This window comes from Candidatus Desulfatibia sp. (assembly GCF_036446775.1).
Classification (GTDB): domain Bacteria; phylum Desulfobacterota; class Desulfobacteria; order Desulfobacterales; family UBA11574; genus Desulfatibia_A.
The window spans coordinates 1-26,955 of the sequence record NZ_JAZFTO010000143.1; the positions used below are offsets into that span (position 1 = coordinate 1).

Here is a 26,955-nt window from a genome sequence, read left to right on the forward strand (position 1 = left end):
AAAGACAAAAGATATTCTGATGTTTTTATACTTACCTGTCCATCTTTTAAATCTTCAATTTGAAACAATTTTTGGGTTTCTATAATATTTTTACGCATGATTCAATCCAAATCATAACCTCGTTGTTTTATAGAGGAAAAATCTTGATATGTAAAGTCGGGGTCAAATAGTGTTTTGATTGAATCGGCCTATGGGCAATATTGGCCCATAGAACCTCTGGTAAATTCAGTGGAGTGAGCAGAAGCTAGTTCAGAACATGGGGTTATTTTTCCAAATCCAGCATTTTTTGCATTTTGGACGCTAAATTCAGGCACACAATTACACCAACATAAATAAGTGTGATGCCCAAAATTATATTTATTAACATGCCGTGCCTCCTGACAATATATCGGCAGTTTTATAGGAAATCTTTAAGATAAATTAATGCAATAACTGTACCGAAAATCTTGTCTGGAGCATAAGAAGGAAATATGTTTTTAGATATCGCTTAAAATTTACAATTACCGATTTCGCCGGAGATGCAAGGCATCGAGTTCGCAGCTGTAGTATGCTACTGCACAGCAAGCGGTATCTGCGACAAGCGCCCTATAAAGCGGCAGATCCGGTAAAATCAGCGCTCCCGAAGCAACTGTGTCTTGAAAAAATATTAAAGTTCCTGTCAAGAAAAGTTTATGCAATTTTTAGGTATCAAATAGGCAGGAAATAGAAGGGGGCAAATTGTTAAAAACCAAACAAAGAAACAAACATTTTCGTGATGAAAAATTGACAAGGCCGCTTAAGAATGCCGCAGATTAAACTGTCGTCGATTTTATCATAGCCCTGAACGCGTCCGGCCAGATTTGCCACTTTTACTCCGCAGGAGGAGCGGTCGCTTGTGTGTAGACTTGATGATATTAACAGAAGACCGCGCGGCAATAGACACTTTTCGGGGAGGGGGCTTTCTATGCCACTCCTTCAAAAAAGAATCCGGCGTAAAGGAAGGAACTGGCGATGGCTTCGCAGTCGGCCGCACTGACACCCGCTCGCCGTATGGTCGGCCGCCATGCGTTGCGAACAGTTTCAACGATCTTATCGAGGATAACGGTCGCTTCTTCTTCGGATAGCAGGAAGCGACCATGTTGGCTCATCAGATTTTCGCGGTTGGCATAGCGTCCGGCGTTGCCGCATGCCATGGCAAGATCGCGCCTTTCCAAGGCGATCATGGGAGTGGGCGTTATGTCAAAAGCAGGGCTTAGACGCCAGTCCCGGCCTTTTGCCAGCAAGGCATGCTTGCGCGGATGATCGTCCAGGTTAGACACCGTCGCGTTGAAACACATTCTACCGAAAAGCTCCCGCAGGTCGGCTTTCGGTTCCGCGCTCACACGCCGGATCTCATCCGCAAACAGGATGTAGGACCAGTCCCGTCGCGCTGTCGGGCTGTCATAACTTTGCAGCATAGTCAGCGCACTGACCATGCGATGCCGCCGGTAACCTTCTTCTACACGGTCTCGGTCGAACCGGCGCACGAGCAGAACGTCACGTTCGCCAACCGTTGTAATGTCGCTTTGGGCCACAGTAAGATCGCAAGTTTCGGCAAGCTTCAATAGACCATGCTCCACGCGGGGATGGTTCCAGCGGTCGTCATGTCGGGTGAACTTGGCAACCCATAGGTCCTGTCCATGTTCCACAACAACTTTAGGTCTGGCACCGCCCATTGATGTGCCGACCAACATGAGCTCCTCGACCTGTCTGGTGCTTGAGTTCTCAAGGATTGGAACTTCTTCAATTACGGCGTCGGCTGCGGCTTGTAGAATTTGCAGATCAAGCGTATGATTGAACCGACGCTTTGGGGCCGGTGGTTCCACATTGAGACCGAACCCCAACGCACCCGCCCGGTCATCCGGGCCGTACATCAGGTAATCGAACTCTTCGAGCTGCGTGTGACCGGTGTTTCGTTCAATGACGCGCCGCCCCCAGAAATCAGGCATGGAGTCACGGATCGCGCCAAAGAAGCCCTCCATCCGGGCGGTTTCGTATAAACCCCTGCGGAGCCGCAACTCTACAGGGTCAAGCTCGACCGCATCATTCCTTTCAAGGTAACGCCGTCCGTAGACGAACTGTCCGACCGGTTCGCCATCGGGAGTTGGGGATACTCGGAAGCGCCCGGCTGTGACGAATTCAGTCGCACCGGGCGGTACGATGTAAACATAGCACTCGCGCTCAGAAGTCATCGTCCATCTTCCTGCGTTTAGGAGCGGTTTTTGGGCTTCTGGCCCGCTCCAGAATCTTGCCTTCCTCATCACGGTCCGGATCGGCTACCTCCCGCATATCTCTGATAAGACCGAGCGCCCATAGTGCGCCCAGATAGGCGGCGATAGCGGTGGTGGGTTTGCCTTTCTCGATATCGGCTAACACATATCGTGAGATGCCAATGCGTTCAGCGAGATTCTCCCTGGAAAGCTTGCGCCGCAGGCGGGCAGTGCGGATGTTACGACCCAACTGGTTAAGTACGTTCTCGACCGCGGCCGGCGGGGATTTTGAGATTTTGCTGATGCGTGTCATGTTGCTTTAAGATATCTCAAAAACGTTATATGTTTCTTTAAACATAATACGATTCCATAGTTAGGTCAAGAAAAATTTGGATATTTGTTGATTTAAAACAACACAAAAGCTTTTTATGGTGTTTTAAAACAACAATTTTATAAATTTTCAAGATTGTCTGTGTAAGCTTCAGGTAGATAGGATTTTTTCATAATGAAATATCAGCGCTAAATGACTTTTATGCAATTTGATCGGATCTGATCAAGAAACGGTTTAAAATCAAAAAACATTCCCCTTATAGCAATTTCGTGTACCATTCTTTTTTTGAAGGTTTTCTCAGGATCGATCCAAAAATATAGACTGCAATGATTGAAGAACCTGATAGAATCATCTTTACAGATTCTCGAAACTGTTTTTCGATATTCATCAATATATTTTTCCTCATATTCGTCACCACTTTTTGAAAGGTGAGGGGTAATGTCTAATTTACCAATGAAATATATGATTTATGCAGGCCTGTTGTCAAGAGCAGTGGCTTAGAGAAAACGAGCTTTTAATATTGCCGGTCGCTAGCTATTCTTTAGAGTAATAATATACTAATACAAAAAGGGTTAGACTGCGTAAGTCATAACCCTCTTTTTTTCTTGCAGTGCCGAAGCCCGGAGTTGCTAAATGTGCTGTAAATTCAATAGGTTGTTAAAATCAAAGTGAGTTTTTGTAACATTAAACGAGTTTTTGTACAGCCCTGGCCGCATAATCGCATATTTTCGCATATTTTTATTAGGACGATTTAGAAAATGAAATATGGCAATTCATGTAATCATTTTTGCAATACTTTTTTTTGTTTCGCCCATGGCCAGCAAAGATTTTACAAGAAGGTCAATGGAAACGGAGGGGTCTCCTTTTTCCATTTTGGCAATCCGGGATTGGCTTGATTTTAATTTTTTGGCCAGTTGAACCTGAGTCAATTTGCTTTGTTTTCGGTGTTTAGCTAAAGCCTGACTAAGTTCCAACTTAAGTTCAATGTATTCCAATTCTTCTTTACTCAGACCCAGGAATTCATCCACTGAACCAACCATATAGCCTTTTGCTTCTAAAATTTTTTTCTTTTTGTTATCCATAATTTTTTCCCCCTTCCCAGGTGTCTGCATCATAACGTTTGATTCTTTCTTTGCAGACATCGATTATTCCTTTCGGGGTCCTGTTTGTTTTTTTATCGAAAACCTCCAGTATTAAGATTGCGTCTGAATAAATCCGATAAATTATTCGCCAAATTACGTTTTCGTCATTTATTCTTAACTCATGGCATCTGGTCCCAATCAATGGCATTGGCCTTGATTGAGGGAGAGAAAGCTTTATTCCTTTTTGTAATTGCCGTAATAAATACCCAGCTTCGAGTCGAGCCTTTTGAGAAAAAGGTGGTGTCTTAATTTCGCCACGCATCCATACTAAGGGTTTATCTTTCGGACGCATGATAATCTTGTATGTCAAATATGACATGTTGTCAAGTGCTTCAAAAAAGACTATTGTCTTCCACCATATCCTGGCGGGGAACATTGGTTCAATATCTGGGGCGCTATAATAGAATCCACGACATGAAGATGAGCCTAAACGGTGGGTTAATCTTGATGAGCGGTGTTAATGAAAAATTCTTGGCGGGTGACTTGAAATGAGCAAGGGTGGGTCAATTCTGATGAGCGTCAAAGCATTCAACGAGGGAAATGTTTGACCGCTATAATACGGTTGATGAAGATGATACTAGGAAAGCTGTTAACCAGTTGGAGAAGTTTTTTGAAAATGTTGATCAAAATACCAGTCCATCCGCAAATGTTGACCAAAACGTTGACCAAAACGAAAAATCAGATAAAAATAAAATAGGGTAGGGCTTATCAATGCCTGTGGTTAAGGCATATTATAAGTACGTAGTCCATCCAAACCAATAAAACAAGGGTTTAACAGAGACGATGCTTGTTAAACCCTTTGTTTTTATTCATGGTGCCGAAGCCCGGACTTGAACCGGGACGGGTCTCCCCACTACCCCCTCAATATAGCGTGTCTACCAAATTCCACCACTTCGGCACAAAAGATAATTTATTTTTGCGTGCCTTTGCCGGCCTGCGCCGGTTGAAGAGGCGGTGCAGCTTCCGCAGCGGGTTGCACGCCTTGATCCGGGGCGGCCGGTATGGCCGGCAGCGCCTGCTGTTCGAAGGGCGCTTTTTTGTCCACCATAATCGAGTCACCGGTACGCAGGCCGGACCTATAAGCAAGCGCCAAAGAGGTTAGCATAAAAAGAACGGCCACCACCGTAGTAGCTTTACCCAAAAAAGTGGATGCACCCGTACTCCCAAAAAGGGTCTGGCTGGCACCTCCGCCGAAAGCCGCGCCCATATCAGCGCCTTTGCCGGTCTGCAGCAGCACGATCATGATCAGGGCGATGCTGACAATAACATGCATTATGATTAAAAGTGTTCCCATATTGTAATTCCTGAAATTTATTCTTTATATAAAATGATCTGGCTGAACGTTTCAGCATTCAGACTGGCGCCGCCCACAAGTGCTCCGTCAATGTCGGGCATCGCCATCAGTTCTGCGATATTATTCGGTTTAACGCTTCCTCCATATAGTATTCTAATTGATTTGGCAAGCATATTCCCAAATCTTTTATCGACGAGCGAGCGCAAAAACTGATGAGCTTCCTGGGCTTGATCGCTGGTTGCGGTTTTACCGGTTCCAATGGCCCAGACAGGTTCATAAGCGATCACCAGCGTTGCCAGGTCATCGGCAGAGAAGCCTTCTAATCCATCATGCAGCTGCTTGTCAAGCACCGTAAACGTTGCATTCGATTCTCGTTCATTTTCAGTCTCGCCAACGCAAAGAACAGGTATTAAATCGTTTTTAATCGCGGATTTCATTTTTTTGTTAACGTTTTCGTCCGTCTCCCCGAAATGTTGGCGCCGCTCCGAGTGGCCGATAATGACATGCCGGCAGCCGGCCGAAATCAGCATGGCGGCAGAGATTTCACCGGTAAAGGCGCCTTCTTTTTCCCAGAAAAGGTTCTGGGCACCAAGAAAAACATTACTGTCCTTGACAACTTCCGATACTGCGGAAAGGGCTGTAAACGGCGGTGCGATCATCACGTCGACATCAGCGGCCGAAGCTGTATGCTTGACCAGCTGGCGGGCGGTTTCAACAGCCTCGCTAGAGGTTTTATACATCTTCCAGTTTCCGGCGATTAACGGGCGTCGGTTTCCCATAATATTTAAACCTCCTCAAACGAGCCGACTTCGCCATAGTAGCTGTCGACTTCGCCAAAGCAGCTTTAGCTGTGACGGCTGAATTAGCTACGACGGCTGAAAGTGCTCCTCAAACAAAGCGCGCCCTACAATTGGGCTCCGATCATAGCGGCCAGATCGACCATGCGGTGAGAGTATGCGGTTTCGTTGTCGTACCATGACAGCACTTTGACCATGTTTTCTACTACACAAGTGGTCGGTGCATCGACGATCGACGAAAAAGTGGATCCATTGAAATCAGAGGAAACCAGCGGAAGATCGCTATACTCGAGTATCCCTGCCAGCGATTTCTCCGCAGCCTCTTTTAAAGCGTCGTTGACATCCGTGGCGGTCACGCCGGATTTTTCGACAGTCACCACCAAATCAACCAAAGAAACGTTCGGCGTGGGAACTCGAATGGCCAGGCCGTTGAGCTTGCCGGCCAGTTCCGGAAGCACCAGGGCGACCGCCCTGGCCGCACCGGTAGTGGTCGGAATCATGGACAGAGCCGCTGCTCTGGCCCTGCGTAGATCCTTATGTGGAAAGTCTAAAAGGCGCTGGTCACCCGTGTAAGAATGAATCGTGGTCATCAGTCCGCTCTGGAGACCGAAATTTTCAAGGAGCACCTTGGCGACCGGTGCCAGACAGTTGGTTGTACAAGAGGCATTCGATATAATATGATGATTTCTGGGGTCATACTGGTTGGAGTTGACTCCCATGACAATCGTAACATCAGGCTCCTGGGCAGGTGCAGAGATTATAACTTTGCGTGCACCGGCGGCAAGATGCTTGGATGCGTTTTCGTGGTCCCTGAAAAGCCCGGTGCATTCAGCAACGATGTCGACACCAAAATCATTCCAGGGGATGGTGGCAGGGTCTTTTACAGACGTAATAGCGATAGATTTTCCATCAACCATGATGGCGTTATCTTGAGCGACAACTTCTTTGTCTATTTTGCCGTGAACAGAATCATAAATAAGCAGATGAGCCATTGTGGCAGGATCGGTCAGGTCATTTACCGCGACAACTTCTACATCCGGACGGTCTAATGTAGCTCTGAGAACAAGACGACCAATTCTTCCAAAGCCGTTTATACCTAATTTAATACTCATAATGCCTCCTTGAGTTGTTTTACTTGCGTTTGTTCCCTTTCAATATTCCGCTTGCAAGTGAAATACTCTTTTTCCCAAAAGCTTCCAGGTCTACAGCAAGCTCGCTGAGCTGTGTTTTTTCCCGAGCTTCTACAGCTTTGATTAACATGGGCAGGTTAACCCCGGATATGACTTCCACACGTCCTTCTTCAAGAAATGAATAACTTAAGTTAGACGGAGTTCCTCCGAACATGTCTGTTAGAATAAGGACGCCTTCCTTCTGGTCGACCTTTTTAATTCCTTCAACGATTTTTTGGCGCAGCTTGTCAACGTTTTCGCTCAAGTTAATCGAAACCGAAACCGTGGTTTCGGGCCGATTGCCGATAATAAATTCAGCAGCGTCAATGAGTGCGTCTCCAAGCTTACTGTGGGTAGCAATGACTATACCAATCATAAAATCCCTTGTATTTGTTTAAAGTTATAAAATCGTGATGGCGTCGTAAAAAGTCCCATCTACTACGCCTTGTATATGAACCTTTTTACTTAGCCATCTATAGTTGAATTCGTGACTTTTTACGAGATCATCAATCGTGATACGATTTTATTTACTGATCAATATCGCGGTGTGTAACGATAACAGACTTATCAGTTTTTGAAATATGTTCAAGTATCGATTCTGCAATGGCTACCGAACGATGCCTTCCTCCCGTACAACCCACGGCAATGGTTAAGTAGGCTTTTCCCTCCTTTTCATTCAAGGGGAGTAGATACTCCAGCAGATCAAAATATTTCTTTAAGAATCTGCGGGTTTCATCGTCATTCATGACAAACTCTTTTATTTTAGGGTCTTTTCCATTTAAATCTTTGAGTTCAGAAACAAAGTACGGATTGGCAAGAAAGCGCACATCTATGACCAGGTTCGCATCGAGAGGGATACCGTATTTGAAACCAAACGACAGGATGTTGATCCTCATGGGCGCAAGGTTGATACTTTTTTGCGCGATATCTTTGATAACGGACTTCAGCTCGTGAACATTGTAGCGGGAAGTATTAATAATTTTGTCGGCAACTCTTCTAAGATCTTGCAGCTGCTTCTTTTCCGTACGTATTCCGTCCAGCAGGCTTTTGCCCTGAGAGAGAGGATGATGCCTGCGCGTTTGGCTGTAACGATGCAGCAAAACCTCTTCATCGGCTTCAAGAAAAAGAATTGTGAAATTATGTCCCTTCTTTTTGAGTCCTTTAAAGATTGATTTGTATTTGGAAAGGAAACCCTTTTCTCGCAGGTCCATTACAAATACAAGCCCTGCAATTTCACTGCCGCGTTGAAGTGGGAGTTCCAAAAACTTTGGAAGCAGCGCAACCGGCATATTGTCGACACAATAAAATCCAGTATCCTCCAAGGCGGCAATCGCAATACTTTTGCCGGAACCCGAACATCCTGTAATAATTATAATATTTAACTTTTCCACTTTACTGCAAGTTATGGTTTATAGTTCTTCTTCTTCCTCCTCCTGGATAATAGAATAAATTTCATCGCTATTAGAGGCATCCATAAGCTTTTGCCTGAAAAGTTCATTTTTAAGAATCCTGGAAATTCGAGCGAGCAGCTTTAAATGCAGACCGGTCGAATTTTCCGGTGTTACCAGAAGGAAAAAGATATGGGTCGGTTGTTCATCCATAGATTCAAAGTCGACCCCTTTTCGGCTTAAACCGAACCCTAGGACCAGAGCGTCGAGATCCTTTAATTTGCCATGCGGAATTCCTACGCCGTCACCGATGCCGGTACTTCCCAAGCGTTCCCGGTCCATCAGCACTCTTACCAGATAATCATGATTTACACCGGCGATACTGGCTATAGGCGTTACCAGCTCTTCAAGAACCCCTTGCTTGTCGAGTGCTTTCAGGTCGGATAGAATCGCTTCTTTATGCAAAACATCAAGAATCTTCATTTTGTTCACAATCAATTTTGATGAACTCGTGAAAAGTCACGAATTCAACTGGGCTGAATCAGACCGTAGTGACCATCCTTGCGACGATAAAGAACATTGACTCTATCGGTTCTGGCGTTTGTAAATACCAGAAAGTTGTCGTTTACAAGGTCCATCTGCATTATTGCTTCTTCAACATCCATTGGTTTATATTCAATATTTCTAACCACGATCCGGTCGGCGGTCTCTTCATCCAGACTTTCGATATCTTCATCGATAAAATCTTTTGGTCTGACTTTCGATCCGCTGCGGTGCTCCCTGGTTTTTTGCTTGTTTTTCTTGATCTGGTTTTCAAGTTTGTCAAGAACCAGATCGATGGCCGAATACATGTCGCCGGTTTCTTCTTTTCCATTTATATTGAGTCTGTCTCCGTTGATATTGATTTCAGCCAGGTGACGGAACTTTTCGACCGAAAGGACAACACTGGCTTCTGCGGGGTTATAAAGGTATTTATCAAAGCGATTAAGTTTTTCTCCAACATATGCTTTTAAATGTTCAGAAGGGGCCAGATTTTTAAAAGTTACCGATGTCTGCATAGCATTGGGTCCCCCTATATTTGTTTGCGTTTATTTGATGGCAATACTTTCATGATGTCACGATATTTAGCTACGGTTCTGCGTGCGATATTGATGTTTAACTTCTTTAAAAGCAGCGAGATTTTATCGTCGCTGAATGGTTTTCCGGGGTTTTCGTTTTCAATGATTTGTCTAATTTTTTCCTGAACACTCGCAGATGCAATGTCATCGCCATGGATACGTTTAATAGAGCTGTTAAAAAAATACTTCAATTCAAAAATTCCTTGGGGTGTATGCGCATATTTATTGGTTGTCACCCTGCTGATGGTAGACTCATGCATGCCGATGTCTTCGGCAACATCTCTTAAGACCATGGGCTTTAAGTGCGCAATCCCGTTTTCAAAAAAACTCATCTGGAACTTCAAAATGCTTTCCATAACCCTGTAGATAGTCTTTTGGCGTTGATGGATGCTCCTGATCAACCAGGTTGCAGAGCGCATCTTCTCCTGCACGTAATCCTTGGCATGCTCAGAAATGTTTTTGCCGTGTTTTATAGCGTTTTTGTAAAAGGGATTGACACGGAGTTTTGGCAGGCCGTCGTCATTGAGCACGATGATGAATTCATTTTCAAATTTATAAACAAAAATATCGGGTGTGATATATTGGGGCTGGTAGTCAGAGAATGGCCGCCCAGGCCTGGGCTCCTGGCTTTTAATGACGTCTACCGCTGCAATCACCTCTTCCATATTTACTTTCAGAGCTTTGGCAATGGCCTTATAATTCTTATTCTCAAGATGGTTAAGATGGTTCTTAATAATTTGGGTTACAATGGTATTGTCGAGATTAAAATGCCGGGTCTGAATCAGCAGGCATTCACAAAGATCCCTTGCACAAACGCCGATAGGGTCAAAGGTCTGCATTTTTGATAAAACCTGCTGGATGTTTTCAGGGGAAGCGTCGCCCATAGCGGCAAGTTCTTCAATGGAAACATCCAGATAGCCGTCTTTATCAAGATTGCCTGCAATAAGGTCGCCGACCTTTTCTTCTTCCTCATTCGGGGATGTCATCAGCAGCTGCCAAAGGAGGTGTTCACACAAAGATTCCTTGCGTGACATAAAAGACTCAAAACTGGGGGTATCTTTCCTTTCGGATTCGAAATGAATTCTGCCGGACGAGCTGTATTCATCAAGGTAATTGTTCCAGTCAATATCACCACGAATTTTCTCTTCAATGGTGACTTCGCTGAGGGGGGATGTATCCGCAGGTGCAATTTCAGATATTTCTTTGGGCTGGCCATCTTCATCTTCCGGGCCGTCCTCTTCAAGCGCAGGATTTTCCTCAAGCTCCTGGCGGATCGTATCCACTAATTCCAGCCGGGAGAGTTGCAGCAGCTTGATTGCCATCTGTAGCTGGGGTGTCATGATAAGCTGCTGGGATAATTTTAACTGTTGTCGCAGTTCCAGTACCATTTTATAGTCTGAACTCGTCTCCTAAGTATATCCGGCGGGCGGTTTCGCTTGCAGCTATTTTTTCCGGGGAGCCGGATTCGATAACCTCACCATCATTTAGTATATATGCTTTATCACAAACTTCAAGCGTTTCTCTCACATTATGGTCAGATATAAGAACACCTATACCTCGTTTTTTCAAATGTCTGATAATATTTTTGATGTCGATGACTGCCAAAGGATCTATGCCGGCAAAAGGCTCATCAAGAAGCATAAAAGACGGATTCGTGGCCAGGGAGCGAGAAATTTCAAGACGCCGTCTTTCACCGCCCGAAAGCAAATTGGCTTTTTGGCCGGCAAGGTGTTTTATCCCCAGTTCATCGAGAAGCATATTAGCACGATCCTCCCGGCTCGATTTGTCAATTGGTAGGATTTCAAGAATTGCCAATATGTTTTGTTTTACGGTAAGCTTTCGAAATATCGACGTTTCCTGGGGCAGATACCCGACACCCTTACGCGCCCTCACGTACATGGGGCAAGTCGTAATATCTTCATTGTTGAGAGAGACTTGTCCCTCATCGGGTTTTATCATTCCGATGGTCATATAAAATGTAGTGGTTTTACCTGCGCCATTGGGGCCCAGCAAACCGACAACACTGCTGTTTTCAATACTCAGGCTTACCGAATTTACAACCCTTCTTCCATCATAGATTTTTACTAGGTTATCAAGTTTCAATGTTGTCATATTGTTATATATCCGGTTCCGGTTCAGTTCGAACCCTTGCCACCGGAAAAAAAGACGGCGTTCACACGTTTTTCGCCGCCGCTTTCAACATTAATACGTCCATCTGTCCTGTAGATTGTTATTTTTTCACCAGCAACAGAATCGCTGCCACTGACGATTTTGGAATTGGGGCCCGACAGGACGAGGACTCGAGTTGCAGTAATGTACACGGCTTGTTCGGCAACTGCAACCTTATTATCGAAATGAATGGTTACATGGCCGTTGGCCACTATTTTGGCGATCGATTTTTGATCCATAATTAGATTGTCATTGCTTTGCGGAGTCTTTTTGAAAAAAATTTTAAGTCGGTCGGCCGTAATGACATCCAATCCCTGAGTTGCCTTGACATTTCCAATAAATTCAGCATATTTAGCATCATTGCCGCTAACCAGACTGTCAGATGTAATATATATTTTTTTGCCGGGATCATTAGGACCCGGATCAGTTGGTGGATCATCGGCAAATGCAAAGACGGTCATAAAAACAGTTGCCATTAGAAAAACGGCTTTCGACGCCGAAAAAAAACGCCAATTGATCGGATTACAACATAATATTTTCAACAAAGACTCCCTTTATATGTCCTTTAAACACAGTTTCGTTAAGATTTAAATCATGAGTCATGGAGTCAGCCGTAAGTTGTGATGATGCGCTCACTATTTCTACCGGAACCTTGGAAAAAAGTATACGCTTTTTGTGCAGGTAATTTAAAATTTCGGTTTTTAACCGGTAATTTTCGTTTTTTACCACAACATTACCGGAAACTTCAATGTCATTTGAATCTGTATTCAGAATACCATGATTTGCCGTAAGGTAAACCTTAGTGTTGTCTTTTAAAAAAAACGTTACCGCAGGATCCTGGAAAACGGCCTGATTTTGGGCGCTGACAACTCGAACCGTGCGGGCATCTATCATCCATTCCTTTATTCCGTTACGGGTTGCGGTGTGATGAAATTTTCCCATTGCGATATCGGATTTTGTTGCTGCGGCCGCGAGCAGGTCGACCTCTTGGTTTAAAATGTGGCGGTATCCGATAAACACCGCCGCGATAATACCCAATGTTATCACAATAATCGCAACCAGAAAGAGTTTTAATCTTTTAGGTTCTTTGTTTATTGAAAACAGCATTACAAGAAGCGTTCCAGAATGTTTTCCCACCGGCCTTGAGCTTTCAAAATGGCTTCACTGACTTCTCTGACTGCTCCACAGCCACCTTTTGCCAATGTAACCATATCAGCATTTTCAAGGACCGTTGCATGCGCATCTGCTACGGCAATGGCGAGCCCGACCTTTTTCATCAAAGCAATATCCGGAAGATCATCGCCGATAAATGCGACTTCTTCAGCCGCTACGCCGGTGCGGTTTAAAATTATATCCAATATGGAAGTTTTATCCCTTAACCCGTCGAATATATGAACGATACCAAGATCCCGGCAGCGGTGATGCAGAGCTTCTGAATGTCTGCCGGTGGCAATACATACGTTCACTCCGGCTTCCATCAGCAATTTAATACCAAGGCCGTCTCGTACGCCAAAAACCTTGGTTTCTTCGCCTTTGTCGTTGTAGATAACACTGCCGTTTGTGAGGACACCGTCTACGTCAAGAATCAGCAATTTTAAGCCTTTTAGTCTATTTTTCATCATGAACTCTTGCGCTCACGGCGATATGACCTTGCCAATGGCTTTAAGCCGGGCAAACAAGTCATAAAGGGTATCCAGTTTTAATGCGTTGGGACCGTCACAGAGGGCCTTATCAGGAGTTGGATGCACCTCCAAAAATAACCCGTCGGCACCGGCGGCAACTGCAGCGCTGGCCAGAATTGGCGCAAACTCCCGTTGTCCACCTGAACTGGTGCCCGCACCGCCGGGCAGCTGTATGCTGTGGGTTGCATCAAATATTACCGGCCAGCCGGTATCCTGCATGATCTTTATACTGCGAAAATCTGCCACCAGGTTATTGTAACCGAACATTGTGCCCCGTTCGGTAATCAGGATCTGGCTATTACCTGTGGAAGTTACTTTTTCCAAGATATGCGTAATATCCCACGGAGCCAGAAACGGCCCTTTCTTGATATTCAGCGGCTTGCCTGTTCGGGCAACTTCTAAAATGAGATCAGTCTGTCTGCATAAAAAAGCAGGAATCTGGATTATATCCAGTACCTGGGCTGCGGCAGCAATTTCTACGATCCTGTGAACATCTGAAATGATCGGAAGGTCAAGCTCTGCCTTAATACGTTTCAGTATCTCAAGGCCATCTTTAATTCCGGGACCTCTAAAGGAATTTATGGCTGTGCGGTTGGCCTTGTCATAAGAGGCCTTAAATATAAACGGAATATCCAGCTTCTGGGTAAGTTCTTTAAGATATGAAGCAATCGCGAACGTCGTTTCATAATCTTCTATTACACAGGGACCCGAAATCAGAACCAATGGTTGCCCCTGTCCTATGGCGATATTGCTAATATTAACGATTTTGCTCATACTCCCCCTCGAATCCAGGCTAAGTGAGTGCATTCTTAAAAAAATATTTATCGTGTACACCAATAAAAGTCAAGAAACGAAAAACGAAAAACAGGCCTTGATTACCAACTTTTTAGCTGTTATTAATTATGTTTTAGTTGACTTGTGAAAGGCACGGGCTGACGCGGAAAGGCGGATCGTAACTTGTTGAAAGCTAAAAAGAAAAACATTGCATTACGGCTGATTGCGCTGGGATGTTGTAGCGTCATTCTGGCAGCTGGATGGTTATTGCTGAAGCGGTTGGAAGGTGAAAAACCGGCACTCATGCTTGAGCTTCCCTCTGGACATTTAAATTTGTCTCAGACAATTTCAGTCACGGTGTCTGATGAAAACAGCGGTCTTCGCAGGATATGGATCGGACTTGTAAAAGACAAAAGGGAGGTTGTTTTACTCGATAAAAATTTTCCGGCCACAGGTTTTTCCGGCGGCGGGAAGATCCACAAAGCGACTTTCAAGATCAAAATCGAGCCAAAGGAAATCGGCATAACCGACGGCAAAGCAATTTTACGAATGGTCGTTCGCGATTTTTCCTGGCGCAAGTGGTGGCGCGGAAACCGGACATATATTGAGAAGGATGTGACCATTGATACCAAGCCGCCCCAGATAGATCTGCTAACCAGAGTCCACAACCTAAGCCAGGGTGGGGCAGGACTTGTTATCTTCAGGATATCAGAACCCAGCATAGCACAAGGAGTTTACGTCGGAGAAAATTATTTCCCGGGGCATGCGGGATATTTTAAGGATCCAAGTATAATAATAGCGTTTTTTGCTCTCAATTATAAGCAGGGTCCCGGCACCAAGGTATTTGTTAAGGTAACAGATTATGCCGGCAACGTCGGTAGAACCGGTTTTCCTCATTATTTTAGACGTAAAGCTTTTAAAAAGGATGTGATTAAAATTTCCGACAGGTTTTTGAATTGGAAGATGCCGGAATTTGACGTGGAAACGCCTTTGGACTCCCCAACACCCATCGACAAATTCCTTAAAGTCAACCGTGACATTCGTAAGGCCAACTATCGTCAAATCACACGACTTGTAGTTAAGACCGACAACATCAATTACTGGGACGGTCCTTTTGGAAGGCTTCCGAAGTCAGTGAGAAGAGCGGGCTTTGCCGATCACCGCAAATATAAATATAAAGGCCCTGTTATTGACGAGCAGGTTCACTTGGGCATTGATCTGGCCTCTGTGGTCCATTCACCGGTTCCGGCATCCAACAAGGGAAAAGTCGTGTTTGCAGGTTCCCTCGGAATTTACGGAAAAACAGTCCTCCTTGACCATGGTTTTGGGCTGTTCAGCATGTATGCGCATATGAGCGCTGTTAACGTCTCAGAGGGACAAATCGTAGCAAAAGGTGAGATTATAGGCCGTACCGGAAATACGGGCCTGGCCGGCGGTGATCACCTCCATTTTGGTATGCTGGTTAATGATACGTTTGTAAATCCCGTTGAGTGGTGGGATGCGGCTTGGATAAAGAATAATATCACAGCCAAAATAGAAGCTGTAAGTGACTTGAAACGAAACGGGAGTAGCCACAAATGACAGAACATAAAATTAACAAGACTTACCAGCAGATAAATGCAAGGTCGAAAAGGAGGTTACTCTACGAAAACTTCCCAACGCCGTACTTTGTAATCCGCGCAACGCGCAAGCAACCAATTGAGTTTGACTCAATTAGGATAGAATTGTATGTCTGATACCATACGGACATTTATAGCGATCGAACTTCCCGAACAAATAATTGATTCAATCGGCAGGATTCAGGAAAGGCTACAGCCCTATGGATTTAAAGTGCGCTGGGTTCGTCCGCAGAACATTCACCTTACCCTTAAATTTTTAGGTAACATCCAAAAGATGCAGACCGAGAAGATTCACCAGGCGATATTTGAGTCAGCCAGAGGGTTTGCACCGATATCGATAGCTGCAAAAGGGATAGGGGCCTTTCCGAGTATAAAGCGTCCCCGTGTGATCTGGGTGGGTCTTGCCGGCCAAATCAACCAATTGCAGAAATTGCAAAAAGCGCTTGACGAAAAGTTGGCGGCAAACGGTTTCCCAAAGGAGAAAAGAAAGTTTAAGGGACATTTAACCTTGGGTCGCGTTAAAAATAAGATCGACCCGAAGAAGCTTCTGGAGGCTGTCAAAGAATTTGCAGGCTTTGAATCAGAGCCTTTTGTTACCGATACGGTTGCTTTGTTTAAGAGCGAGTTGAAACCCACCGGAGCTGTATATACAAAATTGAACGAGACATCTTTGATGGCGTCGTAAAAAGTCCCATCTACTGCGTTGTAGTATTTTTTCAGACACTCGGCATACTACATGTATGGCCTCGTTCCTGAAAAAGTACTACGCCTTGTATATGAACCTTTTTACTTAGCCATCTATAGTTGAATTCGTGACTTTTTACGAGATCATCATCTTTGATGGCGTCGTAGAAAACCGAATTCATCATACAAAACACTTTTGTAAATTGACAAATTTTAGGCACTTCTTTATAGGAGGATATCATGAGCATTTCACCGGAGAAGAAAAAGGCGGTCGAGACCGCTATGGTTCAGATAGAGCGACAGTTCGGCAAAGGCTCTATCATGAAGCTGGGAAGCAGTCCCATTGTAGATGTGCCGGTCATACCAACCGGTTCGCTTGCTCTTGACAAAGCGCTGGGAATAGGGGGGCTTCCCAGGGGCAGGGTTGTTGAGATTTATGGTCCGGAATCATCCGGCAAAACAACCCTGGCACTGCATGCCGTTTCTGAGGCCCAAAAACAGGGCGGTATTGTCGCTTTTGTCGATGCTGAGCATGCCCTGGACGTTTCGTATGCCAAAGGACTTGGCGTTAATTGTGATGAACTTTTGGTTGCTCAGCCTGATACCGGGGAACAGGCCCTTGAGATTGTCGATATGCTTGTAAGAAGCGGTGCCATAGATATCATCGTTATCGATTCAGTTGCTGCGCTGGTTCCCAGGGCCGAAATTGAAGGGGAGATGGGAGATTCCCACATGGGGCTTCAAGCCCGGCTGATGTCCCAGGCCTTAAGAAAGCTGGCCGGAAGCATCAGCAAGACCATGACTTCTGTTATTTTTATTAATCAGATTCGTATGAAAATTGGTGTTGTCTTTGGAAATCCGGAGACAACCACCGGAGGGAATGCGCTTAAGTTTTATGCTTCGGTCAGGCTTGATATCCGCCGGACCGGTGCGATCAAAGAGGGCCAGGAGATTGTGGGAAATCGCACAAGAGTGCGTGTTGTCAAAAATAAAATGGCGCCGCCCTTTACGGAAGCTGAATTCGATATTATATATGGTGAAGGCATCTCGCAAATCGGCGATCTCCTTGACGTGGGTGTTGATGCCGGCGTGATAGATAAAAGCGGTTCTTGGTATTCATTTGAAGGGGAGCGAATCGGCCAGGGACGACAAAACGTAGTCGGATTTTTAAAGGAAAATGTAGATATCCACGATGCGGTATTGACCAAGACCAGGGAAGAATTGGGACTTTCAAAAAGCAAAGAGCAAATTACAGAGACTGACGAATAAAGAAACTAACACGCAAATGGAGCAATCTATGACTGGCAACGAAGTACGCAAAAAATTTCTTGAATATTTTGAAAAACATGACCACCGGGTTGTAAGAAGTTCGTCGCTTGTTCCATCCGATGATCCCACTTTGCTGTTCACCAATGCCGGGATGGTACAGTTTAAGCGCTGCTTTTTAGGCGAAGAAAAAAGAGGTTATGTCAGGGCGGCTACCACTCAAAAATGCGTGCGCGCCGGAGGTAAACATAACGACCTTGAGAATGTCGGTTATACCGCCCGGCATCATACCTTTTTCGAGATGCTGGGCAATTTTTCTTTTGGTGATTACTTCAAGGAAAAAGCCATCGATTTTGGCTGGGATTTGCTGACAAACAGCTATGGATTGCCAGCAGACAAGCTCTGGGTTTCGATTTATCTTGACGATGACGAGGCCCATGAACTCTGGCATAAGAACATCGGGGTGCCGGAGGAAAAAATTTTACGGTTTGGCGAAGAGGATAATTTCTGGGCAATGGGCGATACCGGCCCCTGCGGGCCCTGTAGTGAAATTCACATGGACCGCGGAGAGGAATACGGATGCGACCGGCCGGATTGCGGGGTCGGATGTGAATGTGACCGGTATTTGGAGATCTGGAATCTGGTGTTTATGCAATTCAACCGCGACGCATCCGGCAAGATGGACCCGCTTCCCAAACCGAGTATTGACACCGGGTTGGGGTTGGAACGGCTGATTGCTCTCATTCAGGATGTGCCCACGAATTATGATATCGATCTGATCCGGCCCATCATGCAAAAAGTAGAAGATCTGGCTGAAAAGCGGTTGGGGCAGTCGTGGGAAGCGGATGTGGCTATGAAAGTTATTGCCGACCACAGCAGGGCCGCTGCATTTCTTATCGGCGACGGTATCATGCCTTCCAACGAAGGCAGAGGTTATGTGCTGCGCCGCATCATGCGCAGGGCGATCCGCTATGGCCGTAACATAGGCCTGACCGATCCGTTTCTCCATAAAACAGCGGAAGTAGTTTTTGATATCATGAAACCGGCTTATCCCGATCTTGTCGACGCCAAAGCATATATCACCAATGTGATCAATAACGAAGAGATACGCTTTTCAGAAACACTTGATCACGGCCTCAGGCTTTTAAACGATGGCCTTGAAGATCTAAAGGCCAAAGGTCAAACCCGGGTGCCGGGAGATTTGATTTTTAAGCTTTATGACACCTACGGATTCCCGGTGGATATTGTCCAGGACGTGGTCAGGGACGAAGAAATGGATCTTGACATGCGTGGATTTGACAGCGCCATGGAACAGCAGCGCGCCAAGTCCGGATCAGTGGCGGCGTTTGCCGAAATCAGTGAAGCCTACAAAAACCTTTCGGCCCAAGGTGTCATGCCGGAGTTTGTCGGCTACGATGCGACAACCTGTGACTCAAAGGTACTTCTTCTGGTGCAGGAAGGCCGGGAAATCTCCGAGGCGGGCAGCGGCCAGCAGGTTGAAGTTATCACTGAAGTAACGCCCTTTTACAGTGAGGCCGGCGGTCAGGTCGGTGACGTTGGAAAAATCACCGGCCCGGATCTTGAGATGTCGGTTACCAACACGGTTAAGGATCCGGCCGGACTTATCATTCACATAGGAGAAATCGTTTCAGGAAAAATAATAAAAGAGCAGAATGTAATCCTTACGGTCGACAGGGTCGCGCGTAGTTGCATCGAATGCAATCATACCGCCACTCATCTACTCCATTTTGCTTTGCGCAAAGTTCTTGGAGATCATGTCAAACAGGCCGGATCCCTGGTGGCACCGGACAGGCTGCGTTTCGATTTCACCCACTTTTCCCAGACCACCCCTGAAGAACTGATAGAAATTGAAACCATCGTCAACCAGCGGGTGCGTGCAAACGTACCGGTTGAGACCGTGGAGATGGAGGCTGAAGCAGCATTCAAAACAGGTGCTACCGCACTTTTTGAAGAAAAATACGGTGACCGGGTCAGGATGGTTTCTTTAAACGATTTCAGCAAAGAACTTTGCGGTGGAACGCATACAGGAGCTACCGGAGATATCGGTTTTTTCAAAATCATCGAAGAATCGAGCGTGGCTTCAGGCGTAAGGCGGGTCGAAGCCTTGACCGGCGGGGCGGCACTGGCTCATATTCAGAAAAGCGAAAAGTTGATGGATGATACAGCCCGCCTGCTCAAAGAACGACCCCAAGTGGTGCCCCAAAGGCTCGAGAAAATATTATCCCATCAGAAATTTCTTGAAAAAGAAGTCGATCGTTTAAAGGTAAAAATCGCCTCCACATCGGTCAATGACATCGAAGCTGACGTTAAATCCATTGATGGTATCAAGGTCCTTGCCAAAAAGGTTGCGGTTGACCAGCCGGCAGCCTTGAGAGACCTGGCCGACAGGTTCAAGGATAAAATAAAGTCGGGCATCGTTGTTCTGGGTGGTACTGCAGAAGACAAGGCCCTGCTGATCGTCATCGTTACTAAAGATCTGACCGACCGGTTTCATGCCGGCCGGATTGTCAAGCAGGTCGCAGCGGTTGTGGGAGGCGGCGGCGGCGGCAGACCGGATATGGCACAGGCCGGCGGAACCAAACCGGAGAAGCTGGATGAAGCCCTTGAAAAGGCTTACGAGGTGATAAAAAACAGTTCTTTTAAAACTTTTGAAGCTCCCTAAGGTATATTCTTAAAGCCACATCAATGTTCGCTTTAACGCGCTTTTATTTGCTGGTTTTTGCCGATCTAAACCCAAATGTAACAGCGAGCGCATTCTCCGCCATGACGCTTTAATTGATTCAAGTATTTTTAACAACCGGCCGATAAGAAACAAAATACCCCGGACTAAATCTAAACAGGAGATAGTAAAGTGAAAAAGACTCAGTCAAAAAGCGAAAGGGAAATAAAAGAGACTATCATTGACTCGCTTATATACTCTCCCTTATTTGACGGGCTCAGGGAAAATGAATTGAAAGTTGTGGCGGGTCATATGGATTATTCTGAAATCGAAGCAGGTGAAATTATTTTTCAGGAAGGGGACCGAGGCGATTCTGTCTGCTTTGTATTGGAGGGAACTGTTGATATTATTAAGGGATCTTCACCTGGCAACGAAGTCGTTATCGCTTCGTTACCAAAAGGGCGCTCAATTGGTGAAATGTCAGTTATTGATAATTTCCCCCGGTCAGCAACCGCTAAAGCCCGTACAGAAACCTCTTTTCTCACATTAACACAGAAAAATTTTGATGAGATACTAAAAAACCATCCTGAAACCGGCATAAAAATCCTTAAAGGAATTTCACGACTTTTAAGTCTAAATTTACGCAAAACATCTTCCCGGCTGGCTGACTATCTGTTGCCGGTCAGTTGATTTTGCATAAGATAATACTGTTTTCTTTAGCTGGATACGATTACTGATGCGCTTTGCTGTTGCGAAAACCACGCTGGCCTCTCTTGGCAGACGGGCTATTTCCCCGATCCAGGAGATGGGAAGAATTGCCATCTTTTTTTCTCATGGCTTTTTTCACATCTTTTCTCTTCCCTTGCAGATATCCAAAATCATTGAGCAAGTCTATTTTATAGGCACAAAATCTATCTTTGTTATTTGTCTGACGGGGGCATTTACGGGCATGGTTTTAGGGCTTCAGGGATATTATACGCTGGTGCAATTCGGATCGGAAGGGCTGCTGGGTGCGGCGGTTGCCCTTTCATTGATCCGTGAAATGGGTCCGGTGCTGACCGCTATTATGGTCGTAGGCCGGGCTGGATCGGCCATGGCTGCCGAGATAGGAATAATGCGTATATCTGAACAAATCGATGCACTGGAAACAATGGATATCGACCCTGTACGCTTTTTGTTCAGCCCTCGAATGGCTGCTGCTTTTATCAGTTTCCCTTTACTTACAGCAATTTTTGACGTGGTAGGAATTTTCGGAGGGTATCTTACAGGTTCGATTTTGCTGGGCATAAACCCTGGAATCTATTTTGCCAAAGTCCAATCGAGTGTCCTGCTGAAGGATGTTTCAGGCGGGTTTATTAAATCGCTTGTTTTTTCGGTAGTTGTAACCACTATCTGCTGCTTCCAAGGCTATTTTACCCACACCCGGGCCGAAGGTTTCGGGGCCAAAGGGGTAAGTCATGCAACTACTTCAGCAGTCGTCGCTTCCTGTGTTCTGACTCTGATCGTCGATTATATACTTACATCTTTTTTACTATAAAGGCTTATGAACCAACCGCTTATCGAACTTGAAAACGTTTTTAAAAAATTTGGCCAAAAACAGATCCTAAATGGCGTAAATCTAAGTATTTACAGAGGAGCGGTCACCACCATCATCGGAAAAAGCGGTGTTGGCAAAAGCGTTTTGCTCAAACATATAATAGGGCTTTTGAAACCTGATTCGGGTAGAATCCTTTTCCAGGGACAGCCGCTTTCAGAAATGAAAAAGAGCGCACGACAGGTCTTTAAAAGCAAAATAAGCTACTTGTTTCAGGGTTCGGCCCTCTTCGATTCCTTGTCTGTCGTTGAAAACATTGCTATGCCCCTTAAAGAAAAGCAATCTTTGCCCGAAGCCGAGATCAAAAAACGGATTCGGAACATAATGCAACAGCTGGACCTGAGCGATATTGACGACAAATATCCTTCCCAACTCTCAGGCGGCATGCAAAAAAGAGTGGCTCTTGCCAGAGCCCTGGTGACCGATCCAGAGATTGTCCTGTTTGATGAACCTACTACCGGGCTGGATCCGATTCGCAAAAACGCCGTACACAGCATGATTGCAGACTATCAAAAAAAGTTTGGCTTCACAGGCGTGGTGGTCAGCCATGCAATACCGGATATTTTCTATTTTTCGCAGCGCGTGGCCATGCTGGAAGAAGGGCGAATTATTATTGAAGGAACCCCCAAGGAAATCCAGCAAACTACAGTTCCGGAGGTTCAACAGTTTATCAGGGGCCTGGAAAGCCGCCGCGACGATCTGACCGGCATGCATACCCAATTGCAGGGAGAGAAAAGATTTTTGGAAGAGATGGCCCGGCTGCAACGCCATCAGGTTGTTTTTTCCATCATTTTATTATCAATAAATAATATGGAAGAGATAAATGAAATCATAGGGCATGCGGAAGCCCAGACCGTGCTGAAAAATTTTTCAGTTCAAATATTAAACCATTTGAGAATCACTGATATCTGTTTTCGTTACGGGTTAGACAAAATCCTTGCAGTTCTTCCAAATACCGACATTGATCAAGCCCGGATGGTTTGTGATAAACTGGCGAAAGAACTAAAAGCAGAAGACATTATCGGGATACGGCCGTATCCCGAATTCTGTTTTTCTGTTGACGCCGGGTTTGCAGAAGCACAGCAAGACAGTAAGATAGAGCACATAGTTGCCATGGCAGAATCTGCTCAAAACGAATTATTTGAATTTAAAGTTTGTTAATCTCGTAAAAAGTCACGAATTCAACTATAGATGGGAGGATCCATGAACAAATCATCAGTTGAAACAGCAGTAGGTATCTTTGTGCTCATTGGAATAATATGCGTTGGATATCTGACCATTAGGTTAGGTAAAATGGAATGGTTCGGAGGAGATCATTATTCTGTCAGCGCACAATTTCAGTCTATTTCAGGACTCAATATCGGGGCTTCGGTGGAAGTGGCCGGGGTTCAAATAGGCAAAGTCGATTCCATCTCCCTGGACAAAGAAGAAATGGTGGCGGTTGTAAAGATGAAGATTCAAAAGGGAGTTGTTTTGACCGATGATGTTATCGCCTCGATTAAAACCGCGGGCCTGATCGGAGACAAGTATATCAACCTGACTCCCGGCGGCTCGGATGAGATCCTCAAGCCGGGGGATACGATCATAGAAACTGAATCAGCCATGGATTTGGAGGAACTGATAAGCAAGTATGTGTTTGGCGGGATCTAGAATCTGTTTCAAAACCTCCCCTCGGGCCCAATCTCTGTGTTGGGCTGAAAGTCTCAATCCTCGAAATATTATATATATTCCTGCGGTTGAAACTTTCATCCCGCCTTGACCTTAAACCCGACTGAAGGTTTTGAAACAGATTCTAGTACCTAACCGGGCCAGCAAAGACACAAAGAAAGTGTATGAATTATCAACCTTAATGATTCAGTTTTATTGGTTAAATTGGTTCCATTGGTTTGGTTGGTTAACAAATAAAACTAATTAAACCAATCGGACAATTTAAATTAGTATTATATTCTTCGTGCCTTGGTGTCTTAGTGGCAATGAAAAAAGGTTTTAAAAGGAAAATAATGAGAAAACAAATAATGTCCGTAATCTTTGCATTGATTGTCGGTATACCCTGCTCAGCAAACGGCATGGAGCCCCTTGATGCACTTAAGGTGCCTGTTGATCAGCTCCTCGGCATACTGAAAGATCCACAGTATCAGGATGCCGCCCGGGAAGATGCACAACGGGAGGAAATTTGGGAGACTATCAGACAAGTCTTTGATTTTCCAGTAATGGCTAAACTGGCCCTGGCCCGCAATTGGAAAAAATTCACCCCGCAGCAGAGAAAAGAGTTTACCGATCTTTTTGCAGAATTACTTGAAAGCACTTATGTTGATAAGATACAAGGGGGCTACGAAGAAGAAAAAGTTCTTTATCTGGGCCAGAAAATGGTTTCAGACTCAAAGGCCCGTGTTACGACCAAGATACTCAGAAGCAGTGTGGATATCCCAATTGTTTACAGCATGTTGAAGCGCAATGACATCTGGAGGGTTTATGACGTGAAGATAGAAGGGGTGAGCCTGATTAAAAATTACCGGACTCAGTTCAGCCATGTTCTTGCCAAGGATTCCCCGGCCCACTTGATCAAACGGCTGAAACGAAAAATCGAATTGCAGAAAAAGAAAAGGACTAAATCTAGAATGGTCGGGGGCCCTTATTGACCCCTATGGCATGATCGCACATGAAAAAGCATACGGTTTACATTGGTACCGGATCCAACATCGGAGACAAACGTTTAAACTGCCAAAATGGTATTGATGCCCTGATAAGAACCGGCACAGCCGCACTAACTGACATTTCACGGTTTTACAAAACCGCGCCTGTTGACTATCTCGATCAGGATTGGTTTGTCAACGCAGTGTTCAAAATTGAAACCACCCTCGATCCTTTTCAGCTGTTAAAAACATTAGAGTCAATTGAGCGCAGTGCCGGTCGAGTCCGCGACCCGCTAAAGTTTGGTCCCAGGATTCTGGATCTGGATATTATATTTTATGATGATTTAGTGCTTAAAACATCTTTGCTTGTAATTCCTCATCCTCGAATGCACAAAAGATGCTTTGTGTTAAAGCCTATTTGTGATATAGATCCCACATTTATTCACCCGGTTTACAAAAAAGATGTGCAGCATCTTTTAGATAATCTGGGAGAAGATAGGCAAAGGGTGGTTGAGTATTAATGCGACTACTGATCTTTTTGGGTTTAATATACCTTGGTTACCGGACGTTGAAGGCCTGGATGCTGCCAAGCGCATCAACCTCAAAAACGTTTGCCGGCAAAGCCGCCGGTGAGATCGATGACGTGATGGTCAAAGACCCTGTATGTGAAGTCTATTTTCCCCAAAGAGACGGTGTACATCTAAAGACCGACGGTCAGGATTTGTATTTCTGCAGCCCGGAATGCAGAGATAAATTTATTGACAGGCGTTTAAAAAAATAGATTCCGAAGTTATTGCACAGGAGGTTCTCGCAGATGAAATTTTTTATTGACACAGCAAACATAAACGAAATCAAAGAAGCCCACAGTATGGGGATGGTTGACGGCGTTACTACCAATCCGAGTCTCATAGCCAAAGAAGGACGTGATTTTAAAGAGATCATCCAAGAGATTTGCGCAGTAGTGGATGGTCCCATCAGTGCTGAGGTTATCAGCCTGGATGCCGAGGGCATGATCAAGGAAGCTCGGGACCTGGCAGGGATTCACGCAAATATAGTCGTTAAGATTCCCATGACCGTGGACGGCTTGAAGGCCACTCGCCAACTTACTGAAGAGGAAATCAAAACAAATGTAACTCTGGTATTTTCACCTTTGCAGGCTCTGATGGCGGCCAAAGCCGGTGCGACCTTTGTCAGCCCGTTTATCGGCCGTCTCGATGACCTGTCCCAGGAAGGGATCCTGCTGGTCGAACAGATTGTGGAAATATACAGTAATTACGCCTTTGATACCGAGATCATTGTAGCAAGTGTGCGCAATCCGTTGCATGTCCTGGATTCAGCCCTTATCGGAGCTGACATTGCCACCATCCCCTTTGACGTGTTGGCCAAACTGGCTGCCCATCCGCTGACAGACAAGGGTATCAAAGCTTTTATTGACGACTGGGAAAAATCACAAAAAAAATAAAAAACGACGACTTTAGATGCAAGGACTATGTTTTCGGGTGGGTAGATGAAAGAGATATTTAGCAACCCCAATAATCTAACCCTGTTTCGCATTGCCGCAGTTCCGCTGATTGTAATTTTGCTGTTGTTTCCCGGCAGGTTGTTTACGTTTGTGGCTGCCGTTTTATTCAGTGTTGCGGCCATAACCGATTTTCTGGATGGTTTTTTTGCAAGGCGCAAGGGGCTTGTATCAAATTTCGGCAAGGTCATGGACCCGCTTGCAGATAAACTGCTGGTTTCTGCCACTTTTATAATGCTGGCGTCGCTGGGATGGATTCCGGGCTGGCTGGTTTGTATTATCATCGGGCGGGAGCTTGCTGTCACCAGCCTGCGAAATATTGCCGCCCAAAAGGGAAAGGATATCTCCTCATCGCGCCTTGGAAAATATAAAACCGGATTTCAGATAGCCGCCATAATACCTCTTTTAATACATTTTCAATATTTTACTATCGATTTTCATGCAATCGGGTCCGTATTTTTATGGGCGGCCCTGGCATTGACCCTGTTATCCGGGGCCGACTATTTTATTAAGTTCAGGGGCCTCATGCGGGCTTAATGTTCTAATTCGTAAGTTCGATTACGTGTACTTAGTTTAGAACGTCCAGTAAATGAATACTTAGGTTGGTGAGAATGGCAGGTTGAAGAAAATATTTGTTGACAAAACCAAAATAAATATTTAGTAAAATTATAACATTGAGCGGGAATAACTCAGTGGTAGAGTGCGACCTTGCCAAGGTCGAAGTCGGGGGTTCAAATCCCCTTTCCCGCTCCATTTTTTTTTTAAGGCGGCATAGCCAAGTGGTAAGGCATCGGTCTGAAAAAACGATATTCCCCGTTAAAAAACCGGGTCCCGCAACCATACGAAACAAAAGGGATGGCAAGAAATT

General features: G+C 45.2%; 31 protein-coding genes and 2 tRNA genes. 15 read left to right on the top strand and 18 right to left on the bottom strand.

The genetic code is table 11. The features are described from left to right. Nucleotides 1-941 precede the first annotated feature (941 nt). From V3S16_RS07060 to V3S16_RS07075, 4 genes are all read right to left on the bottom strand, one after another. A complete protein-coding gene (locus tag V3S16_RS07060; RefSeq protein WP_413883999.1) occupies nt 942-2,279 on the bottom strand; it encodes a type II toxin-antitoxin system HipA family toxin in 1,338 nt (445 codons plus the stop codon). Further along, complete coding sequence (locus V3S16_RS07065; RefSeq protein ID WP_413883969.1) at nt 2,200-2,541, bottom strand: helix-turn-helix domain-containing protein; 342 nt, start codon at nt 2,539-2,541, stop codon at nt 2,200-2,202. The genes V3S16_RS07060 and V3S16_RS07065 overlap by 80 nt, the downstream gene beginning before the upstream one ends. A gap of 791 nt (nt 2,542-3,332) precedes the next feature. Further along, nucleotides 3,333-3,701 (bottom strand): helix-turn-helix domain-containing protein, encoded by a 369-nt coding sequence (locus V3S16_RS07070; protein WP_413883970.1) that lies wholly within the window; start codon nt 3,699-3,701, stop codon nt 3,333-3,335. After that, complete coding sequence (locus V3S16_RS07075; RefSeq protein ID WP_413883971.1) at nt 3,634-4,077, bottom strand: type II toxin-antitoxin system RelE/ParE family toxin; 444 nt, start codon at nt 4,075-4,077, stop codon at nt 3,634-3,636. Before V3S16_RS07075 ends, V3S16_RS07070 begins: the two co-directional genes overlap by 68 nt. A gap of 164 nt (nt 4,078-4,241) precedes the next feature. Here V3S16_RS07075 and V3S16_RS07080 point away from each other — a divergent pair, with 164 nt between their 5' ends. Further along, complete coding sequence (locus V3S16_RS07080) at nt 4,242-4,403, top strand: hypothetical protein (protein WP_413883972.1); 162 nt, start codon at nt 4,242-4,244, stop codon at nt 4,401-4,403. 110 nt (nt 4,404-4,513) lie between these two features. On the opposite strand, the gene V3S16_RS07085 is transcribed toward V3S16_RS07080, so the two are convergent. The 14 genes from V3S16_RS07085 to kdsA form a co-directional block, all read right to left on the bottom strand. Then, a tRNA-Leu gene (locus V3S16_RS07085) sits at nt 4,514-4,599 on the bottom strand. 12 nt (nt 4,600-4,611) lie between these two features. Continuing rightward, nucleotides 4,612-4,995 (bottom strand): preprotein translocase subunit SecG, encoded by a 384-nt coding sequence (gene secG, locus V3S16_RS07090; RefSeq protein WP_413883973.1) that lies wholly within the window; start codon nt 4,993-4,995, stop codon nt 4,612-4,614. A 17-nt stretch (nt 4,996-5,012) separates the two neighbouring features. After that, nucleotides 5,013-5,774 (bottom strand): triose-phosphate isomerase, encoded by a 762-nt coding sequence (tpiA, locus tag V3S16_RS07095; protein ID WP_413883974.1) that lies wholly within the window; start codon nt 5,772-5,774, stop codon nt 5,013-5,015. 125 nt (nt 5,775-5,899) lie between these two features. Beyond that, nucleotides 5,900-6,904 carry a type I glyceraldehyde-3-phosphate dehydrogenase gene (gap, locus tag V3S16_RS07100; RefSeq protein WP_413883975.1) on the bottom strand — a complete coding sequence of 335 codons (1,005 nt, stop codon included), beginning with the start codon at nt 6,902-6,904 and terminating at the stop codon, nt 5,900-5,902. A gap of 19 nt (nt 6,905-6,923) precedes the next feature. Further along, the gene (locus V3S16_RS07105; protein ID WP_413883976.1) at nt 6,924-7,337 is read right to left on the bottom strand and encodes a PTS sugar transporter subunit IIA; all 414 of its coding nucleotides are present in this window, start codon (nt 7,335-7,337) and stop codon (nt 6,924-6,926) included. A gap of 151 nt (nt 7,338-7,488) precedes the next feature. Beyond that, a complete protein-coding gene (rapZ, locus tag V3S16_RS07110; RefSeq protein ID WP_413883977.1) occupies nt 7,489-8,352 on the bottom strand; it encodes an RNase adapter RapZ in 864 nt (287 codons plus the stop codon). 18 nt (nt 8,353-8,370) lie between these two features. After that, nucleotides 8,371-8,832 carry a PTS sugar transporter subunit IIA gene (locus tag V3S16_RS07115; protein ID WP_413883978.1) on the bottom strand — a complete coding sequence of 154 codons (462 nt, stop codon included), beginning with the start codon at nt 8,830-8,832 and terminating at the stop codon, nt 8,371-8,373. A 44-nt stretch (nt 8,833-8,876) separates the two neighbouring features. Beyond that, a complete protein-coding gene (hpf, locus tag V3S16_RS07120) occupies nt 8,877-9,407 on the bottom strand; it encodes a ribosome hibernation-promoting factor, HPF/YfiA family (RefSeq protein ID WP_413883979.1) in 531 nt (176 codons plus the stop codon). Between the two features lie 14 nt (nt 9,408-9,421). Next, on the bottom strand, nt 9,422-10,855 hold the full coding sequence (gene rpoN, locus V3S16_RS07125) for an RNA polymerase factor sigma-54 (protein ID WP_413883980.1): 1,434 nt from the start codon (nt 10,853-10,855) through the stop codon (nt 9,422-9,424). 1 nt (nt 10,856) lies between these two features. Then, entirely contained in the window at nt 10,857-11,579 is a 723-nt protein-coding gene (gene lptB / locus V3S16_RS07130) for an LPS export ABC transporter ATP-binding protein (protein WP_413883981.1), read from the bottom strand. Between the two features lie 23 nt (nt 11,580-11,602). Continuing rightward, nucleotides 11,603-12,112 (bottom strand): LptA/OstA family protein, encoded by a 510-nt coding sequence (locus tag V3S16_RS07135; protein ID WP_413883982.1) that lies wholly within the window; start codon nt 12,110-12,112, stop codon nt 11,603-11,605. A gap of 46 nt (nt 12,113-12,158) precedes the next feature. Beyond that, nucleotides 12,159-12,743, bottom strand: a complete 585-nt coding sequence (gene lptC, locus V3S16_RS07140) for an LPS export ABC transporter periplasmic protein LptC (RefSeq protein WP_413883983.1) — start codon at nt 12,741-12,743, stop codon at nt 12,159-12,161. Next, a complete protein-coding gene (locus V3S16_RS07145; RefSeq protein ID WP_413883984.1) occupies nt 12,743-13,258 on the bottom strand; it encodes a KdsC family phosphatase in 516 nt (171 codons plus the stop codon). Before V3S16_RS07145 ends, lptC begins: the two co-directional genes overlap by 1 nt. Before the next feature lie 12 nt (nt 13,259-13,270). Beyond that, nucleotides 13,271-14,092, bottom strand: a complete 822-nt coding sequence (gene kdsA / locus V3S16_RS07150) for a 3-deoxy-8-phosphooctulonate synthase (protein ID WP_413883985.1) — start codon at nt 14,090-14,092, stop codon at nt 13,271-13,273. 183 nt (nt 14,093-14,275) lie between these two features. On the opposite strand from kdsA, the gene V3S16_RS07155 reads away from it, so the two are divergent. The 14 genes from V3S16_RS07155 (at nt 14,276) to V3S16_RS07220 (ending at nt 26,840) form a co-directional block, all read left to right on the top strand. Continuing rightward, complete coding sequence (locus V3S16_RS07155; protein WP_413883986.1) at nt 14,276-15,673, top strand: M23 family metallopeptidase; 1,398 nt, start codon at nt 14,276-14,278, stop codon at nt 15,671-15,673. A gap of 147 nt (nt 15,674-15,820) precedes the next feature. Next, entirely contained in the window at nt 15,821-16,396 is a 576-nt protein-coding gene (gene thpR, locus V3S16_RS07160; protein WP_413883987.1) for an RNA 2',3'-cyclic phosphodiesterase, read from the top strand. Between the two features lie 239 nt (nt 16,397-16,635). Further along, a complete protein-coding gene (gene recA, locus V3S16_RS07165) occupies nt 16,636-17,664 on the top strand; it encodes a recombinase RecA (RefSeq protein ID WP_413883988.1) in 1,029 nt (342 codons plus the stop codon). Between the two features lie 28 nt (nt 17,665-17,692). Further along, nucleotides 17,693-20,344 carry an alanine--tRNA ligase gene (gene alaS / locus V3S16_RS07170; protein WP_413883989.1) on the top strand — a complete coding sequence of 884 codons (2,652 nt, stop codon included), beginning with the start codon at nt 17,693-17,695 and terminating at the stop codon, nt 20,342-20,344. Between the two features lie 309 nt (nt 20,345-20,653). Further along, on the top strand, nt 20,654-21,031 hold the full coding sequence (locus V3S16_RS07175) for a Crp/Fnr family transcriptional regulator (protein WP_413883990.1): 378 nt from the start codon (nt 20,654-20,656) through the stop codon (nt 21,029-21,031). A gap of 46 nt (nt 21,032-21,077) precedes the next feature. Further along, nucleotides 21,078-21,878 carry an MlaE family ABC transporter permease gene (locus tag V3S16_RS07180; protein ID WP_413883991.1) on the top strand — a complete coding sequence of 267 codons (801 nt, stop codon included), beginning with the start codon at nt 21,078-21,080 and terminating at the stop codon, nt 21,876-21,878. A gap of 6 nt (nt 21,879-21,884) precedes the next feature. Next, the gene (locus tag V3S16_RS07185; protein ID WP_413883992.1) at nt 21,885-23,096 is read left to right on the top strand and encodes an ATP-binding cassette domain-containing protein; all 1,212 of its coding nucleotides are present in this window, start codon (nt 21,885-21,887) and stop codon (nt 23,094-23,096) included. 42 nt (nt 23,097-23,138) lie between these two features. Beyond that, nucleotides 23,139-23,585: an outer membrane lipid asymmetry maintenance protein MlaD gene (gene mlaD, locus V3S16_RS07190; protein ID WP_413883993.1), complete on the top strand. Its 447-nt coding sequence runs from the start codon at nt 23,139-23,141 to the stop codon at nt 23,583-23,585. Between the two features lie 350 nt (nt 23,586-23,935). After that, complete coding sequence (locus V3S16_RS07195) at nt 23,936-24,574, top strand: phospholipid-binding protein MlaC (protein WP_413883994.1); 639 nt, start codon at nt 23,936-23,938, stop codon at nt 24,572-24,574. Nucleotides 24,575-24,594: 20 nt separating this feature from the next. Beyond that, nucleotides 24,595-25,089 (top strand): 2-amino-4-hydroxy-6-hydroxymethyldihydropteridine diphosphokinase, encoded by a 495-nt coding sequence (gene folK / locus V3S16_RS07200; protein ID WP_413883995.1) that lies wholly within the window; start codon nt 24,595-24,597, stop codon nt 25,087-25,089. Beyond that, on the top strand, nt 25,089-25,349 hold the full coding sequence (locus V3S16_RS07205) for a hypothetical protein (protein WP_413883996.1): 261 nt from the start codon (nt 25,089-25,091) through the stop codon (nt 25,347-25,349). Before folK ends, V3S16_RS07205 begins: the two co-directional genes overlap by 1 nt. A gap of 33 nt (nt 25,350-25,382) precedes the next feature. After that, nucleotides 25,383-26,030, top strand: a complete 648-nt coding sequence (gene fsa / locus V3S16_RS07210) for a fructose-6-phosphate aldolase (protein WP_413883997.1) — start codon at nt 25,383-25,385, stop codon at nt 26,028-26,030. A 45-nt stretch (nt 26,031-26,075) separates the two neighbouring features. Next, entirely contained in the window at nt 26,076-26,624 is a 549-nt protein-coding gene (pgsA, locus tag V3S16_RS07215) for a CDP-diacylglycerol--glycerol-3-phosphate 3-phosphatidyltransferase (RefSeq protein WP_413883998.1), read from the top strand. Between the two features lie 141 nt (nt 26,625-26,765). After that, nucleotides 26,766-26,840: transfer RNA gene (locus V3S16_RS07220), tRNA-Gly, on the top strand. Nucleotides 26,841-26,955: the final 115 nt, after the last annotated feature.

Bases quoted from the DNA above. Each gene is read 5' to 3' on its own strand.
- V3S16_RS07060 (WP_413883999.1), bottom strand. From the start codon at position 2,279: ATGAGGAAGGCAAGATTCTGGAGCGGGCCAGAAGCCCAAAAACCGCTC.
- V3S16_RS07065 (WP_413883969.1), bottom strand. From the start codon at position 2,541: ATGACACGCATCAGCAAAATCTCAAAATCCCCGCCGGCCGCGGTCGAG.
- V3S16_RS07070 (WP_413883970.1), bottom strand. From the start codon at position 3,701: ATGTCTGCAAAGAAAGAATCAAACGTTATGATGCAGACACCTGGGAAG.
- V3S16_RS07075 (WP_413883971.1), bottom strand. From the start codon at position 4,077: ATGTTCCCCGCCAGGATATGGTGGAAGACAATAGTCTTTTTTGAAGCA.
- V3S16_RS07080 (WP_413883972.1), top strand. From the start codon at position 4,242: ATGTTTGACCGCTATAATACGGTTGATGAAGATGATACTAGGAAAGCT.
- secG (WP_413883973.1), bottom strand. From the start codon at position 4,995: ATGGGAACACTTTTAATCATAATGCATGTTATTGTCAGCATCGCCCTG.
- tpiA (WP_413883974.1), bottom strand. From the start codon at position 5,774: ATGGGAAACCGACGCCCGTTAATCGCCGGAAACTGGAAGATGTATAAA.
- gap (WP_413883975.1), bottom strand. From the start codon at position 6,904: ATGAGTATTAAATTAGGTATAAACGGCTTTGGAAGAATTGGTCGTCTT.
- V3S16_RS07105 (WP_413883976.1), bottom strand. From the start codon at position 7,337: ATGATTGGTATAGTCATTGCTACCCACAGTAAGCTTGGAGACGCACTC.
- V3S16_RS07115 (WP_413883978.1), bottom strand. From the start codon at position 8,832: ATGAAGATTCTTGATGTTTTGCATAAAGAAGCGATTCTATCCGACCTG.
- hpf (WP_413883979.1), bottom strand. From the start codon at position 9,407: ATGCAGACATCGGTAACTTTTAAAAATCTGGCCCCTTCTGAACATTTA.
- rpoN (WP_413883980.1), bottom strand. From the start codon at position 10,855: ATGGTACTGGAACTGCGACAACAGTTAAAATTATCCCAGCAGCTTATC.
- lptB (WP_413883981.1), bottom strand. From the start codon at position 11,579: ATGACAACATTGAAACTTGATAACCTAGTAAAAATCTATGATGGAAGA.
- V3S16_RS07135 (WP_413883982.1), bottom strand. From the start codon at position 12,112: ATGGCAACTGTTTTTATGACCGTCTTTGCATTTGCCGATGATCCACCA.
- lptC (WP_413883983.1), bottom strand. From the start codon at position 12,743: ATGCTGTTTTCAATAAACAAAGAACCTAAAAGATTAAAACTCTTTCTG.
- V3S16_RS07145 (WP_413883984.1), bottom strand. From the start codon at position 13,258: ATGATGAAAAATAGACTAAAAGGCTTAAAATTGCTGATTCTTGACGTA.
- kdsA (WP_413883985.1), bottom strand. From the start codon at position 14,092: ATGAGCAAAATCGTTAATATTAGCAATATCGCCATAGGACAGGGGCAA.
- thpR (WP_413883987.1), top strand. From the start codon at position 15,821: ATGTCTGATACCATACGGACATTTATAGCGATCGAACTTCCCGAACAA.
- recA (WP_413883988.1), top strand. From the start codon at position 16,636: ATGAGCATTTCACCGGAGAAGAAAAAGGCGGTCGAGACCGCTATGGTT.
- alaS (WP_413883989.1), top strand. From the start codon at position 17,693: ATGACTGGCAACGAAGTACGCAAAAAATTTCTTGAATATTTTGAAAAA.
- V3S16_RS07175 (WP_413883990.1), top strand. From the start codon at position 20,654: ATGGATTATTCTGAAATCGAAGCAGGTGAAATTATTTTTCAGGAAGGG.
- V3S16_RS07180 (WP_413883991.1), top strand. From the start codon at position 21,078: ATGCGCTTTGCTGTTGCGAAAACCACGCTGGCCTCTCTTGGCAGACGG.
- V3S16_RS07185 (WP_413883992.1), top strand. From the start codon at position 21,885: ATGAACCAACCGCTTATCGAACTTGAAAACGTTTTTAAAAAATTTGGC.
- mlaD (WP_413883993.1), top strand. From the start codon at position 23,139: ATGAACAAATCATCAGTTGAAACAGCAGTAGGTATCTTTGTGCTCATT.
- V3S16_RS07195 (WP_413883994.1), top strand. From the start codon at position 23,936: ATGAGAAAACAAATAATGTCCGTAATCTTTGCATTGATTGTCGGTATA.
- folK (WP_413883995.1), top strand. From the start codon at position 24,595: ATGAAAAAGCATACGGTTTACATTGGTACCGGATCCAACATCGGAGAC.
- V3S16_RS07205 (WP_413883996.1), top strand. From the start codon at position 25,089: ATGCGACTACTGATCTTTTTGGGTTTAATATACCTTGGTTACCGGACG.
- fsa (WP_413883997.1), top strand. From the start codon at position 25,383: ATGAAATTTTTTATTGACACAGCAAACATAAACGAAATCAAAGAAGCC.
- pgsA (WP_413883998.1), top strand. From the start codon at position 26,076: ATGAAAGAGATATTTAGCAACCCCAATAATCTAACCCTGTTTCGCATT.